9 protein-coding genes are annotated in these 16185 nt (G+C 50.4%); 2 read left to right on the top strand and 7 right to left on the bottom strand.

Translation table 11 applies throughout. The features are described 5' to 3' along the window. The coding region (locus VGK02_09435) for a methyl-accepting chemotaxis protein (protein ID HEY3375271.1) at positions 1-1055 on the bottom strand (1055 nt) is incomplete at its 3' end. Positions 1056-1621: 566 nt separating this feature from the next. Between VGK02_09435 and VGK02_09440 the strand changes: the two genes are divergently transcribed. Continuing rightward, positions 1622-4711, top strand: a complete 3090-nt coding sequence (locus tag VGK02_09440; GenBank protein ID HEY3375272.1) for an FAD-binding and (Fe-S)-binding domain-containing protein — start codon at positions 1622-1624, stop codon at positions 4709-4711. A gap of 133 nt (positions 4712-4844) precedes the next feature. Here VGK02_09440 and VGK02_09445 read toward each other — a convergent pair whose 3' ends face one another. Then, entirely contained in the window at positions 4845-5489 is a 645-nt protein-coding gene (locus VGK02_09445) for a hypothetical protein (GenBank protein HEY3375273.1), read from the bottom strand. 423 nt (positions 5490-5912) lie between these two features. Next, a complete protein-coding gene (gene ychF, locus VGK02_09450; protein HEY3375274.1) occupies positions 5913-6959 on the bottom strand; it encodes a redox-regulated ATPase YchF in 1047 nt (348 codons plus the stop codon). A gap of 167 nt (positions 6960-7126) precedes the next feature. Here ychF and VGK02_09455 point away from each other — a divergent pair, with 167 nt between their 5' ends. Further along, positions 7127-7969, top strand: a complete 843-nt coding sequence (locus tag VGK02_09455) for a zinc metalloprotease HtpX (GenBank protein HEY3375275.1) — start codon at positions 7127-7129, stop codon at positions 7967-7969. Positions 7970-8138: 169 nt separating this feature from the next. On the opposite strand, the gene VGK02_09460 is transcribed toward VGK02_09455, so the two are convergent. The 4 genes from VGK02_09460 to VGK02_09475 all read right to left on the bottom strand — a co-directional run bounded on the left by VGK02_09460 (position 8139) and on the right by VGK02_09475 (position 15593). After that, on the bottom strand, positions 8139-10292 hold the full coding sequence (locus VGK02_09460) for a hypothetical protein (GenBank protein ID HEY3375276.1): 2154 nt from the start codon (positions 10290-10292) through the stop codon (positions 8139-8141). A gap of 615 nt (positions 10293-10907) precedes the next feature. Beyond that, the gene (locus tag VGK02_09465; protein HEY3375277.1) at positions 10908-11648 is read right to left on the bottom strand and encodes a hypothetical protein; all 741 of its coding nucleotides are present in this window, start codon (positions 11646-11648) and stop codon (positions 10908-10910) included. A 9-nt stretch (positions 11649-11657) separates the two neighbouring features. Further along, a complete protein-coding gene (locus VGK02_09470; GenBank protein ID HEY3375278.1) occupies positions 11658-13298 on the bottom strand; it encodes a hypothetical protein in 1641 nt (546 codons plus the stop codon). A gap of 552 nt (positions 13299-13850) precedes the next feature. Then, positions 13851-15593 carry a fused MFS/spermidine synthase gene (locus VGK02_09475; GenBank protein HEY3375279.1) on the bottom strand — a complete coding sequence of 581 codons (1743 nt, stop codon included), beginning with the start codon at positions 15591-15593 and terminating at the stop codon, positions 13851-13853. Between the last annotated feature and the right edge of the window lie 592 nt (positions 15594-16185).

The raw sequence follows: 16185 nt of genomic DNA on the forward strand, positions 1-16185 counted from the left end.
GAGCTAAGAACGGTCTCTTTGATGCGCTCCATGCCGGAGACGGTGTCATCGACGGCGCCTTTGCCTTTGGTTGCGACAGATGAGGCTGAGTCGACTACGTCTGCTACCTCGTTGGCGCTTGCGGTGACTTCTTCAATTGAGCCGATTAGTTTATTAATACCGTTTGCCATCTCGCTTATGCTTGTGACCTGGTTTTGTGTGCTCGTAGAAACCTGCTCGATTGCGCGAGCGATCGAATCGACAACACCGACGGCGCCCTGCGAGTTTTTGCTCTGCTCGGCGGCACCTGTTGCAACCTGGCTGATAGCCGAGGTTACCTGTGCCGTTGCCTGACTCATAGCGTCGGCGTTAGCCGAGAGTTCCTGGCTTGAACCGCTTAAGCGCTGTGAGGTAGCCTCAACTTTCGTGAAAGATTCGCGCATCGGTTTAATGATCCACAGTTGCGTTAAGGCGGCCAGAGCACCTGTCGCAAGCAGCCCAAAGAGGATTGCGAGTATTATATTTCTTTCTGAGACGGATTGGGCGCCGCCGGTTTCCTTATTTGCCAGTTTTTCCCGGTCAGCGATAACTCCATCCAGCGGCCTGACCGCATTGAGGTACGGGTCAAAAAGCTTATCGGCTTTAGCAAGCTGAGCGGTCGCAAATTCCTTGTCCTTATACCCGGTGAAAATCGGTTTGGCTACAGCCCGAAATGCTTCCCGTGTTGTCTCAATGTCGGTTATCACTTTCGGGTCGATCTCGCCATTTTTTGCCGCTACCTTAAATTCTTCGACGATCTTGCTTATCTGGTTGCTGATGGCCGTGCATTCAGCGACTTTACTCCCATCTTTTAGATAGACAAGCCGATAAAGGTCTGTATGGTACTGGTGTAGAAGCGATTGATAATTATCAATGAGCCCCATGTCTTTCATAGAATCTTGGAGCAAACCCGCACCATTCCCCACCCCCTGAATGCCTGAATATCCAAAGTAGCTTACGACCAGTAAGGGGATGAGCATTGCAATGATCGATCCCAGTAATAGATCGCCCATTCTCCTTGATTTAATAAATTTCATTGCTTGCCTCCTGATAGAACAGCTTATATAAAACACGTAGTTATTCTTTATGTTTTTCGGCACCTTAGGGGCAGAGCTTAATACTTATGATGGATAAAAAGATAGAATTTTGGGCCTTGTACCAGGGTAGTTACATACACGTGTCGTGTGCTTAGCAGCTAATCTGGACTCTAATAATTAACGGGATATTTATGTTAGGGTCGCTGGCAGCCGCAATTTTGCCCATTTTTAGGAATCTTGAGGACTTGATCAACAAGTTAAGATTTATTAAAGATAGGGTACCACCGCATAGCTCGACGGTAATTTTGGCACATAATAGTAGCGCGCCTCGTATCTACGTTTCGAGAGGGATATGTTGCGAAGCATTAACACCAGGTAAGAAAGCATTTATGGTTGTTGAACAATCCATCGGGCCGCAAAGAATATCGAGGGATTCTCTTCACAAACGATACGGCAAGGTATATAATTAAAAATACCCAGGGAGGTATAATTTACTGGGACGGTGTAAAGGTACGGCCGGGGAAAGCCGGTTATTACACCTGTAAGCTAGCGGGAGGTTTTAATATATGAGCAATAAATTAGAGGGTGTGCGCGGCGAGCTAGAATCGCTGTTCGGCCCATGGGTAAGCTTTGATCGCATAGAGCGGAAGCTTTACTCACACGACATCGGTGTACTGCCGGGCTTGATCAAACCACTGACCGGAACAGGAATTGCCGGAGCGGTCGTCCAGCCGGGGGAAGAAACCGATATCATAAAGCTCATTGAAATTGCTGAACGTGCCGGTGTAACTATAACACCGCGCGGCGCCGGTTCGTCCGGCTACGGCGGGGCAGTACCGGCCGAAGGCGCGATTGTTGTAGAGACGCGTCGCATGGCAGGCATCGTCGGCATCGATCGTGATGCAATGACAGCTAAAGTCAAAACCGGTACCGTCTGGAAAGATCTCGAAGAAGAACTCGGAGAAACCGGCTTGGCATCGAGACTCTACCCATCAAGCGCTCCAAGCTCCACTGTAGGAGGTTGGCTTGCTCAGGGTGGAACCGGCTTCGGTGCTTACGAATATGGTTGGTTTAAGGACAATGTCGTTAAGGCAAGGGTTGTCCTGCCGAACGGTGAGATCAAAGAGTTCGCAGGTACAGACCTCGATCTCATCTCTGACGCAAACGGTATTACCGGTATTATTAGTGAGGTTACGATACGCATTCGCCCGCTCACGGCCGAGAAAGTGTTCGCCGTTGCGTTTACCGATGAAACAGCGCTTGAAACAGCGCTTGGATGTCTTGCGAGAACAAACGCCCCACTATGGTCGGCGGGCTTTATTAACCCAACGGGGGTTCGTTTAAAGAAACAACTTCCGCCGAAGACCCATCATGGGCACCCGATCGATACGCACATACCGGAATTACCGGAAACATACATCGCGCTCTTTGCCTGCGATACTGAACAAGCAGGCAAGGCGGAGCATGCAATTAATGACGCGATACAACTAGCCGGTGGCGCTATGCTAGGCGATGATGTTGCCGAGCATGAGTGGTCGGAGCGTTTCAACCCGATGAAGGCTAAACGGATCGGACCATCGCTAATTGCGGCTGAGTTCGTTGTCCCGGTTGAGAAACTTGGCAGCGTTCTTTCGGAGATTAACACGAAGATCGCCCACCCGTTTGTTATCGAAGGCACGGTAGTTAAGGGCGGGGAAGTGGTCATTCTGGGCTTTATTCCGCACGATGAACGGTCCTTTGCATTTACACTCGCTTACGGCTTGTCGATTACAGCGGCCAAAATTGCTAAGAAATTCGGTGGACGTATTTATACCACCGGTATTTATTTCCGAAGAGAGGCCCCTGCAATTCTCGGGAAAGAGCGGTTGGAAAAGTTGACTGCATTTAAGCACACCATTGATCCAAGCGGCTATTTTAACCCCGGCAAGGTAATCGGCGGCGGTTTGCTGAGTACGGTAATGGGGCTTGTGGAATCATTCGACCCGCTGGTTCGTGCAGTTGGCAATTTGGCAAAAGCGCCGGTCGGCGAGCGCTTTGCTCGCGAGGTTAACGGCATCCCCGGGGACCTCGCCTGGTATGCGTATGCGTGCGCCCAGTGCGGTTACTGCGAGCAGGGCTGCACACAGTTTTACGGGCGCGGCTGGCAGTCACACTCACCGCGCGGCAAATGGTACTTCTTGAAAGAAGTCATTGAGGGACGCGAGAAAATCACCCAAGATGATATCGATAAGTTCATGGTCTGCACCACGTGCGAGCGTTGTGATATCTCATGTCAGCTTGACCTGCCGATCGAGCCAAGCTGGATGAAGCTTCGCGGCAAGTTCATCGCCGAAGATAAGAAAATGACGTTCCCGGCGTTTGAAATGATGGCGGCCAGCGCGCATAAAGAGCGCAATATCTGGGCTGCCTATTCGCAGGATCGCGATGCCTGGCTTGAAGGCGAGGACGAAATCAAGAGTCATATCAGACCAAAAGCAGATATCGCCTATTTTGCCGGTTGTACCGCATCTTATGTCGAAGACGATATCGCCAAAGCTTCGACAACGCTGCTCGGAAGGGCGGGCATTGATTTTGCTTACCTCGGGAAGGAAGAAGCGTGTTGCGGTATTCCGATGCTTGTTTGCGGCCGCTGGGATATCTTCGAAGAAATTTTGCGCCATAACGTTTCCAAGATGAAGGAAACCGGCGCTGAGACCGTTGTTACATCATGTCCGGCATGCTGGCTGGCATGGAACACCGTGTATCCGGAGTGGGCGCAGAAGCTCGGTATCGAGTACCCATTTAAGGCAAAGCATTACTCACAAGTGCTGGCCGATAAGATTGCCGCAGGTGAGCTTACCTTCGATCATGAAGTGCCGATGAAAGTTACGTTCCACGATTCGTGTCACATCGGGCGAGCCGGCGGTGTCTACGAGCCGCCGCGGGATCTCATAAAAGCGATTCCCGGAGTTGAGCTCGTTGAGATGAAACACAACCGTGAAAACGGCCTGTGCTGCGGCTCCGTTCTTACCTTGATAGGCGAGACCCCGGTAGCACCGGTTCTCGGTAAACGAAAATTGGACGAAGCGGCCGAAGCGGGAGCCGAAGCAATTATAGCGTTGTGCCCGTGCTGCCAGTTCCAAATGCGGGTTGCGGCAGATAAGAACGGTGTCGACATGCCGGTTAAAGATCTCGCGTCGCTGGCGGCAAAAGGCCTAGGTGTCGACCTGCCGGATTCAACGCCCGAGGCACTGTATCAGTGGTCGGTCTTCGAGAAGATGATCTACCTGATGAAACCGGAGCCGATGGTTGACCTCATGGCTACGCTCATGCCGCAGCTGGTCGAGGCGATGCCGGGGCCGTTCCCAACGATGATGCGCATAATGGCGAAGATTCCTGGCGCGCTTGAGGCAATGCGTCCGATTATGCCGAAGATGATGCCAATCATGCTTCCCGGTATGATGCCGAAAGTCATGCCGGCGATGATCAAAGAGGTTAGAGCATATATGGGCGAAATACCGGATTACATGAGTGCGCAGTTTGATGATTTGCTCCCGACAACGATGGAGGCGCTTATGCCGAACATGCTGCCCATGATCGCGTCTGGGGTTACCGACAAAATGATCGCGTGCCTGAAACACGGCTGCAACAAGCAAGCGCAGGCAGTAAGCGCATAAAAGACGCTACTATATAATTTGTTTAAAAGCGGAACCGAATTCGGTTCCGCTTTTTATATCTCTGCGCTAAATTTCTAAGCGCATGCTATTATTAACGATTAGACAAGGTAGCGGCCCTCAAAGAGGTCTACTATCATTTTTCTAATACATACGAAATGCCGATCAACCAGGGGAGCGAAGTTAGCAAAACTATGCCCTCCGGCAGGTGTCGCGGTTGCCACACGGCGCCAGGTAAAGTATCGAAGGACGGGTGATTATGTCGCACGAGCCCCACCCGAAATTCAGCAATCTTACCTGTGCGTATTGCCATAATCGAACCGGTCATCCGGGGCTTCAAGGTTATTCCGAACGTATCGCTATGCCGCTCTGTGTTAACTGTCACCAAAAAGAACATGTGTCGACCGCTTGCCGTACCTGTCATCCTGCAAGCTTTAATCTCAAACCGACATCGCACACGCAGGGGAATTGGCTGCAGGTTCACGGGAAAGCTGACCTCGCAACCCGTAGCAGGTGTCATGCAGACAAAGCTGGTTTTTGTGACGCGTGTCATGGGTTTGCGATACGGCATCCCGTGAATTGGCGAACAGCCCATGCAAAACAAGCTTCGTTCACCGTATGCACTAAGCGCCATACCAGCCAAGCATTTTGTCAGAACTGTCACCAGATAGTAAATCCGCATCCTGCTGATTGGATTGCCATTCATCCGCGAACGGTAGCCTTGCAGGGCGCATCGCGTTGTCAGGTATGCCATGCGGTAAGTTTTTGCAGCGATTGCCACCGCACCCCGTAAACTGGGTTGAGCTGCATAAAGAGCAGGCAAGTTCACGTTGTTTTGCCTGTCATACACAGTCGTTCTGCAATGACTGTCACGCACGCTCCGGCGACTAACATAGCCGCTGCGGAGTTATTGCCAAACAATAATAGCTCGTGGGGATGCTCGGTGAGCCAATCTTAGAGTGAAAGACCGGTGACTACTGTGGTGTATGTTCGGTGTCTGATGCGTTGGATACACTATCCTTGCATTCAGGGCTCATTCACGTGCGAACTCCCATTTTGGGAAGAAGCCAGCGGTTTACCGCTATATAAACGGCGACCATCACAATAATCCATACGATGTCGGGCACACGATCACCTTCTTTATTTGCGAAACGTAGGAGAATAACACTGCGTTGATGATGCTGGATTGTTAAGCGCAGGCTTTCTACACATTAAATCGAAAATTAATAATATCGCCGTCTTGAACGACGTATTGCTTGCCCTCGAGCCGAACCTTACCGGCTTCTTTTGCTTTTATCATGCTACCGTATGCGGCAAAATCGGCAAATGCGACAACCTCTGCGCGAATAAAGCCCCGCTCGATATCGGAGTGTATCTTACCGGCAGCTTGAGGGGCGAGCGTATCTTTCTTGATGGTCCATGCACGACACTCGTCTTCGCCTGCAGTGAAGAATGAGATTAAGTTTGAGAGGTCATATGCTGCCCGGATAAACTTGGCGCGCGCCGACTCAGTGATACCGAGTTCCTGCAGGAACTCCGCTTGTTCCGTTTCATCCATTTCGGCGATATCCATTTCAATTGCGCCGCAGAAATCGACGATCGGGGCATACCGCACAGCGGCATATTCCTTGAGCGGCGTTAAATCGACACTCTGCGCCTCGGCGGTATTGGCAACAATTAAAACGGGCTTCAGGCTCAGCAACTGAAAACCGCTCAGTACTTTTGCGTCCGCTTCGTCAAGATCAAGCAGGCTCAGCGGCTTTTCCTCGTCAAGCCAGCCCTTGCAGCGGGTGATAAGATCATATTCGGCACTCTTCTTATGCTCTTTTTGCATACGCTCGAGTTTCTTCTCAAGCACTATTAAATCGAGCACGATAAGCTCCGACTCTACCGCTTGGAAGTCACGTACCGGGTCGATTTTATCTGCCGGCGACAGTTCATCTATAAACGAGCGAACGACAACCGCAAGCGTTTCAACGCCTTTGATGAGGTCGATCGTCTGCGTACCGCCAAGTGCGCTTGCGCTCGCATCGGTCGGCCCCGGTACATCAACAAACGCAATCTCTGCGTAAGTAGTTTTCTTTGGTGAATAGACATTCGAGAGGTAACCAAGCCTCTCATCAGGTACCTTAATGACCGCTAAGTTTGCTTTTTGCGTGCCGTAGGTGCCGGTCTGGGCCGATGATCCCGTCAGCGCATTAAACACAGTTGTTTTTCCCGCTTTCGCGAGCCCTATTATTCCTACCTTCATATTACCTCCGTGTGATGCATGACTTTACTACTATATATGAAATTACTCCAGCTCACAAGCCACATAACCCTTAGTGGCCGGTTTTGCCGGGGCTCGTTTGGGCTATTGCGGGGGTGGTTCCTGGCGGTATACAATTTGGGTAGAGATTTTGTAGTGGAGGTACAATATTGAACAATTTCAGGACCTGGCTTCTGATGGGGCTGCTCACGGTCCTACTTGTGTTTGCCGGTAAACTCATCGGCGGCAATGTAGGAATGTTAGTTATGCTGGGCATCTCTTTTATTATGAACCTCTCGAGCTACTGGTTCAGCGACAAAATTGCGATTTCAATGACCGGTTCCAGGCCGGTAACCGAGCAGGAGGAGCCTGAACTTTACGCGATCGTGCGCAAGCTTTCATTGCGCGCCGGGCTCCCTATGCCGCGCATTTTTGTGTCACCGTCACCGCAGCCGAATGCATTTGCAACGGGGCGCGATCCGGAACATGCGGTGGTCGCCGTAACCGAAGGCCTGCGGAACCTGCTGTCGTGGGACGAGATCGAAGGCGTTATTGGGCACGAGCTTGCCCATGTTAAGAATCGCGATATCTTGATCGGCTCAATGGCGGCGATGGTAGCGGGCATGATCACCGCGCTTGCTAATATCGCTCAGTGGGGCTTGATGTTTGGCTTTGGCGGCGACGATGAAGAAAGCCCGCTCGGTGTTATAGGTATACTAATTGCCGTTATTGTGATGCCGATTGCGGCGATGCTGGTGCAGTTTGCGATTTCGCGCTCGCGCGAGTTTGAAGCCGATGCCGATGGGGCAGTAATTGCCGGTCGCTCGGAACCGCTCATTAATGCTTTGCAGAAGCTCGAGCGTGGGGCGGAGGCAATACCGATGGACGTTAGCCCGGCTGCAGCGCATATGTTTATCATCAATCCGCTCTCCAGCGCGAGTTTTGCCCGTCTCTTTAGCACCCACCCACCGGTAACCGAACGCGTCGCCAGGCTTCGCCGGCTCGGTAGGTAGGATCGCCACGGCTAGGAGTAGCGTTTCTGTACGCTGAGAGCCGAAGTTGTCTGGTAGGGCAACAAGCTACTAAGTAGGGAAAACAAAAGAGCCCGCTTTGCAAAGCGGGCTCTTTCTATTGTTGCAAACCGGCTGCTATTAGCAGCGTTACTTAGCCTTCGCGTAGTTACTACGGCAAGCCTCTTAACAAGAGCTCGTCGTTGTAGATAGTGTTGCCACCGGTATCGGTATGTGTAGTACCGTTAGCATTCCACACCGTCGGATTGTGGCAATCCAAGCAGACGCTGTCTATATCGTGAGTAACCGCACCGGCAAGTGCGGCACCAGCGATATTAGAGGCTGAGCCGGCAGTTGCCGTTGTCTCAGAGGCTGAGAGGGCGGCATCTCGCACTTGGCCGGCCATGACCGTAGTACCGTCAAAGTCGAGACCAAAGAGATCGTCCTTGAGCATCTTCCAACCCAAAGTTCTGTGCGGCCAGCTAAAGCCGTTATCTGAGCACGGCTGGCTAACACCTCCGCTAAGGGTTTGGCCTGGCGTCACAGCTATAGGAGACCGTCGCCAGTTTGCATCCCAGGTTTCGGTACGGCCGAGTTTGAACAAGAAACCCGCGTTGGTTGTAGTGTCCGTGCTGGTAGCCTGGTTATAGTTAATGCTTACTGAATAAGGGTTATAGGTAGATGCGCCGGCATAGCCACCGTTATTCAGCGCAACTCCATAGACGGTATTGCGCGCCAGGTTGTTGGCAGCGATACTTGCTATCAGTGTAAATGCACCTTGACCATTGTTAGGTATGCCTCCGGTTGGATTTTCTTCCCACTCGCCGGGATCAATCGCCGCCGTGAGGGCTGAGATGCCGCCAGAGTTGTGGCACGCATTGCACGCGCTTGAACCTCTATGGCAATTGCGGCACAGCGGGCCCATGTTGTTCGCATCCTCTGGACTGAACTTCATTTGACGCTCGCAGTGACGTGGCGAGGAATCGTGGCCGTACGCCATGTCATAATTGCCTTTCCAGTGATCGGTACTCTGAGCGGCGGCATTATTGTTGCGCAGTGCTCGATCCTCGCTGAAAAGCGGGGCCTCAACCGATGAGAGACCGGCGTTACCGTCATGGCAATCGGTGCAGAATTCCGCGATGTTCCAAACCCGCTTTATACCGGTTTTGTTGTAACCGTAATTCTCCTCACCAACAACCGCACTACTGGCAGAACCGATCGGCCTATTCCAGTCGGTAGGAACTTTGTTGACCGGGTAAGGGGTGTCGGTATCGAATTGATGAAGCGGTTGTATAACGGTATCCGGGATCTCTTGGCTGGCGGTAATCGTAATCGTAGACTCGTGTGTCGAGCCGATATCAGCCGCGTTCGTCATACCGGTTGTCTCGGTTGAATTCTCAGTATAGGTCGCCGTCTCTTTGTCAGGGTTTTTAATTAAAAGCCATGAACCGGCGAGGTAGATCGGTTCCATCTTGGCCTCAGCAATATTTCTGTATGCCGTTCCGTCTCCGTTAAGAATGGAGTGGCCCGGATCGGCAATCGCAAATTTCTTACCAAGCTGGTTTACGCCACCGACAACAACGTTCCCGCCATCGATACCCTGGGCAACGCCTGAATTATCAAAGCCAAATAGTCGCTGGGGGTTAGCGTGCGGGGTGTGGCAATCAAAACACGAGAATCCACCAAGAAAATAGTTCGGAGCATAGGCCGGGTAGGTATCATCTGGCGCTCTCCATTTACCTGAATCAATGCCGTAACCGATGGTATGGCCGACATTATACTCAGTAGTGAATGCGTCGTCGTTATCCATCTGGATATTAAAACCTGAGCCGGCGCCGGCGCCGTGGCACCAATCGCACGCTTCAAACCTGGTATCCGAGCGCATTAACTTAAATTTACCGGCAGCGCGGTGAACCGCGTGACACTCACGGCAACGGTGTGTTGAGGTGAGGTAGCCACCGTGTGGACCTGCTGCATAATATATATTACCGGCAGTATCCGTGACCTGCTCGCCGGAACTGACATAATCTTGGGCATCGTTGTAGTTATAGCCGTCAATACCGGCAACATACGGGCTATTCCACGTACCATATGGGTGCGTACTGTAGGTATAGCCGTCATAGGTTATGGCGCCGACGGTCTGGCTTTGCTCATAGTAGTGCCAGTCCTTATTTAAAGTATTGACACCAAACTCGTAAGAATTGGCAACGATGTTACCTCTGGTAGGATTGGGTTCTACAGTATTGCTTTCGGTTCTTGCATACGCCGTTGTAGCTGCAATTAGGACAAGGCCAGTAGTCATAAGAACTACAAGACCTTTCTTCATCGGGTTCACCTCCTTTGCGCGCAAGCCCTTAGGCATAAGCCCGCTAAGAGGTAAAAGAGTGTTAAACAGGGAAAATACACACATGGGGTTGAGCGTGGTACGAAATACCCTCCGCTCTTTAGTGCTTTTAATCATCATACATCTCCTAGAAAAACAAACTTCGAACTAAATCACAAATAGTGCGCCAGCTCTTATTTGCTTTGACGTAGAGTATGACTAGTGTTTCGAATCAAACTATAACTACAAAGAGCAAAGGTCTTACTTTACAAATTATCGGCAGTTTTATGGGAATATTTAGCAGAGATTTCCTATATGGCAAGGTCAGCGGCCGAAGTGCCTGTTTCGGATGAGGTATCGCAGAGTGAAAACCGCATAAATACTGTCTTTTACCAGGCGTTTTATGGAAAAGAAAAAGGGTCCGCTGGCCAGGCAGACCCTTTTCTATTGCGCGCAATAATTGTGGTACTTCGGGTAGAAAGCTTTGTATCTGTCAACGCTCATTTATGGTGGCCCCTTCTGGGCCTTCCGGATACATCCGGTATTTGGCGCTCGTACAAAAACTTCTCTACCATTTAGCTGCTATAAGCAGCGGTTACATAAGTTTACGCGTGATTACTATGGCAAGCCCCTCAAGAGGAGATCGTCGTTGTAATCGTCTCCAGGTAAGCTTCCATCAGTATAGTTTCTCGCACTCGTTGCGTTCCATACCGTTGGATTGTGGCAATCCAGGCAGACGCTATCAAGGTCATGCACTGCACTGCCGGTGCCATAGGTACCTGTTCTCTGTGTCCCTGCGGTAACGACCGCTACTTCGCCGACAAGAGTGCCAGCTTTGCCCGGATCGATACCGAAGAGGTCATCCTTGAGCATCTTCCAACCGAGTGTACGGTGTGGGAAGCTCAGGCCGTCGTCGTTACATGTCGAAGCGAGGATACCAGGATTGGTTCTCCAGCCGCTCGACCATGAAACTGTGCGCGACTTCTTGACCTGACCGGACATAGCAACACCATTCGCGGTGACTGTCATTACACTCGCGAGCTGCGCGACACCGTTAGCTAAACCGGTTGCGGTATGAGTTGTCTCATACCTTGTAATCGGCGCATAGCTTTCTGCACCCATTGCCGGCACGCCAGCATCGTATGCGTGTGCCATGTCGAACATAGCCGCAAACAAGAAGGTGATTCCTGCACGGCTGTTATCGGCTGCCAAAGCATCCTTAGTAACGGTAGTAGTGTTTATACCATTGACCGGATGCAACGGGTCGGTGTTGTGGCACGCGCCACAACCACTCGAACCTTTATGGCAGTTACGGCACCTCGGGCCGGTATCAAGTCCATCCTCCGGATTGAACTTCATAGACCGGCTTCAGTGACGCGAGTTAACATCGTGGCCGTATGCAATATCATACGAACCTTTCCAATTCGTCGCAGTACCATTAACCGTGTACGTTGAGCCATCATCCGTTTTAACGGTAACAGCCGTTTGACCGCGGAGTGCGCGATCCTCACTGAAGAGTGGGGCTGCTATGGTCGAAAGACCGGCGTTGCCATCATGGCAATCGGTGCAGAACTCGTCAACGAGAAGCGAATGGCAGAACGGGTTACGGATGTTGTATCCGTAGTTATCCGCCGTAAACGTGCCCTCTGCTGTCACAGTTGTGCCTCCCTGGGCAAAACCGAACATATTGGTGGTGGCAAGAATAGCCGCACTACCAATCGGTGTGTTCCAGTTAATCGGCATCTTGTTAATCGGGTACGCCACATTAGAACTGAACTCGTTCAGCGCCATCGTGACATCGTCCGGTATCTCAGTATCAGTTGCGATAACTGAGTACGTCGCATCCTTGGTCGGGCCCTGGTTATAGTGGCCCTGGACATCCGGACCGAATGTCCAGACATCAACCGGAACGTTGCTATAACCCCGGCTAGCAATCTCTTTGTCCGGGTTCTTCAGAAGGAGCCAGCTACCTGCGAGGTAGTATGGTTTTGCCTTATTCGGGAGCGGACCGCCGAGAGAAGGAACCCAGGCGAGCTTACCGGCTGCCATATCGGTAACCGCATAGCCGCTACCACCTGATGTAAACATATCGTGGCCCGGGTTACCCATGTTGAAGACATTACCCGAGAAGAGATCGACGATTGCTTGGATTGGCTTAGCGTTTGAGTCATAACCCATCAGTCTCGCCGGGTTAGCGTGCGGGCTGTGGCAGTCGAAGCATGAGAAACCGCCCATGTAATAATTAGGCGCGTACGCCGGATAGGTATCATCTGGCGCTCTCCACTTGCCGTTGTCTATACCATAACCCATGGTGTGACCAACGTTATACTCTTTGGTGTAGCTATCGTTATTATCCATCACGATGTTAAAGCCAGATCCAGCACCGGTGCCGTGGCACCAGTCGCATGCCTCAAACCTTGTGTCGGAACGCAAGAGTTTGAATTTGCCTGCTGCACGGTGGACTGCATGGCACTCACGGCATCTGTGAGTGCTCGTTACATAGCCACCGTGTGGGCCCGACTGGAATGTCGCCGTGAGGGTTGCTTCAACGACTTTCATTCCCGCGTACATACCAGACCCATCTTTTACCATCCCAGGTGGCAACATGGCCGTCATAGCGGTCACAAAACCACTGTTGATCGGATACTGCACATGATCGCCGATACCTACTTGCTGCGGGACATTGACATAATCCTGGGAATCGTTGTAATTATATCCATCGATTCCCAGCGTATATGGACTGTTCCAAGTGCCATAAGGGTGCGTACTGGTAGTGTTACCCTGGTACGCAGCGTAATTCGCTACACCGTTAACTGTCGTTGTGCCGAGCTCATAATAATTCCAGTCTTTAGCGGCGCCAAGAGCGCCTACAACAGTGGAGGTTTCTGCGACGATATTTCCCTTAGAAGGCAATGTAGAATCCGAGTTGGCTTCAGTTCGCGCATATGCTGAGCTTGCTGCGGTGAGAACAAGACCCGTAGTCATAAGAACTACAAGACTTTTCTTCATTGTATTCACCTCCTTTCCGTATAAGGTAAAAGGAAGCTGCCCAAAGAGGACAGGAGAATACAATGAAGCAGCCTTACGACCGGGGCGGGTAGCGTTATGGAAGTTCCCTGGTTTGCAACTTTGAGAATTCATATAGCTCCTGGTACATAATTGCTGCGACAAAATAACGATTGATATAACTTTTAGTGCTTAAAATATATCTACATCTACGATAGCTACAATGCGCCACCTCAATAACCAAAGGATATTAACAGAACAGCTCTCTTCTCTAGCTAATTACTCTTAGTTATCGGCATAAAGACGTAAAATTTACAATTAATTTGGTAACTTTTTATTCGCCATTGTTTAAGCGGCGGTACGCGACCTAAAAGTAGAGCAGTTTTACGCGTGTTAAGACGCATAGAACTATCTACCTGAAGCGGCAGGAAAGGGCGGATATGTATATTTGTGCAACAACGCCATATTATATGCTTGTTTTGATGGAGGGTCAAGTAATAAAATAGAGACCTGTCTTTTGACGGGCCTCTATCGTGTTAGCTGTCTGTATGTGCCTTAGTTGAATGCTTTAGTGCCCTCTCTAAAGAAATCGATATGGTTCTTTGGTAATACGTACTCCATAATCGGATGATCGTCGGTGTTCAATTGGATTGGGCTACCATCCGGCAGCGTCCCGGAAACCAGCTTCTGCAGAGTATCCGGATATGCGTAAAAGCCGAAATCGATGTTGTTAAGACCGAGCTTGGTTGCCCCGAGTTGGCGCACTTTTTTATCGATCGCCGCAACATCGAGCTTTTTGTTGCCGTTAATCCCAATCATCAAAACATCCTGTGCTTGGCTTGAACCATAGTTCATACCCCACACGTAGGTGTTGGGGAAGATCGATGTAAACGTCTTAAACATGGTCAACATATCTTGGTCGCGCATGATATAGCGCGGAATCCACTGGCAGTAAATACCGTCATTGTTCAGATGCTTGGCTACGAGCCGGAAGAACTCCTGAGTGAACAGGGGAGAGATGTGCGTTGATACGGGATAGCTTGGCTCCGACGTAACCATATCGTATGTCTTTGTGGTGGTGTACAGATAGTTTCGCGCGTCGTTTACATAAAACTTGGCACGGGGGTTACCCTCGATGCCGTTACCGACAAAGAACTTCGAGGCCTCCCGCACCGACCGGTTTATCTCAGCGATATCTACCATGGCGTTTGAGCTATATATCGCACCGTAAGCAGTAAAACCGGTGCCCAACCCGATCACGAGCACAGATTTTGGATTATCCGCGCATGCAACCGGGAGGAGGGAAAAAAGCGACATCACATTCTTATCATACTCCGTGCTCGACCCTTCAACTTTACCGTCATTGGCGAGCGAGCGAGCCCCATCCGGTGATTGGAATACGGTTACACGTCCGTATAGGTCATCTGAGAAGTAAACGGTGGTTATTTCATTTAGGTATTCTTTGTATTGGTCATAGGTTTGGTAGTCGGCAATCCGGTAGAAGTTATGGGCAATTGCCGGCGGTTTCACCATTACTGCAACGGCAGTAATGGCAATTATAATTACGATGCCGCTGCTAAGAACACGTTTTGCCATACCGGAGCGAGCGACCATAATCATGATTATGGCAACCGCTAGGTTTAGGCACGCTGCCGTCATCGTCGTCGCTTTAATACCGATAAGCGGAATCAACAGAAAGCCCGCACCGAGCGAGCCGAAAATCGAGCCGACTGTGTTGATGGAGTACACGTTGCCGACGTCGCTGCCGATCTCCTCCAGCGACAGCGTCGCCGCCTTCGTGACGACAGGGAAGGACGCTCCCATAAACGTCGTCGGTATCAGCATAATTACAAACGACAGTAATAGCTGAAAGACAAAGAACAAGTAGAAGCTCGGTTTTAGCGTGTTAAATACAAAGAAGTAGAGCGTCGGCAGCACTTGGATAAGCGGTATGCTAAGGATACCGAAGATACCAATACCGAGTTCGAGCATGCCGAACAGGGCAAAAAGGTTCTTGCTTTTGTCAGCCCACTTGCCGCCTAAAAACCCGCCGAGCGAGAGGCCCGACATAAATGCGGTAAGCATCATTGAGACCGCATACACTGTCGACCCAAAGACCAGAGAGAGCTCTCTCGTCCAGACGACCTCATATATTAGGGCCGCCATACCGGAAAACGCAAACGCGAATACTGCGATCCGGCGTGCGAGGGCAACGGCGTCGCCCTCCATCGGAACATCAATCGATTTTACGGATGGTTTCGTTTTTGATGAGCCGTCTTTTGTTGTTGCTTTTGCCAAATACAAACACCTTCTTACGTGGACAATTGTGAATTGTGAAAAACTTCCTTAGTCACTATTCTAGCAGCTTCTTGGCTTAGATACCAGTTTAAATACCTGCCGGTGTATCAAAATAAGCACATAATATGCAGATAAATGAGGCCAGAAATACTTTTACATTTATCCTGTTGCTTCCACGCGATTAGTATAGCGATCTCCAAAATCGATTACTTTATAAGCCGGTCGCTTACCAGGAATTATTAGTATCGCATGTATTGTTATTAAAATAGCAATACAGAATACTTAAGGTAAGTATGCTATCATAAACGTTGCAGTCCACCGTTTTCAAACCGGAACAACCAAAAGGCTAATCTCTATCTTAATGGCTACTTGGAATGCTTACATTGAGTTAAAGCAAGGGGGGATAGTTTGGATAGATGGCCAATATGGACAGGCAAGCTATTTCACAACCAAAGGAGATGCTATGAAAGAGGTAGTCGCTGACCGCTCCAGGGAATATATAGTAGTACAACCTGGAGTAGATAGGCTATAGGCTGGATATTGTTCTGGGGCTTTAAGACCCTGAAAAGGAGATTGGTCTTCGCCTATAGCT

Source organism: Candidatus Aquicultor sp. (genome assembly GCA_036504445.1).
GTDB lineage: Bacteria > Actinomycetota > Aquicultoria > Aquicultorales > Aquicultoraceae > DASXVE01.

Coding starts and splice junctions, on each gene's coding strand:
- ychF (HEY3375274.1), bottom strand. CDS start 6,959: ATGAAGGTAGGAATAATAGGGCTCGCGAAAGCGGGAAAAACAACTGTG.
- VGK02_09470 (HEY3375278.1), bottom strand. CDS start 13,298: ATGAAGAAAAGTCTTGTAGTTCTTATGACTACGGGTCTTGTTCTCACC.
- VGK02_09465 (HEY3375277.1), bottom strand. CDS start 11,648: ATGAAGTTCAATCCGGAGGATGGACTTGATACCGGCCCGAGGTGCCGT.
- VGK02_09440 (HEY3375272.1), top strand. CDS start 1,622: ATGAGCAATAAATTAGAGGGTGTGCGCGGCGAGCTAGAATCGCTGTTC.
- VGK02_09460 (HEY3375276.1), bottom strand. CDS start 10,292: ATGAAGAAAGGTCTTGTAGTTCTTATGACTACTGGCCTTGTCCTAATT.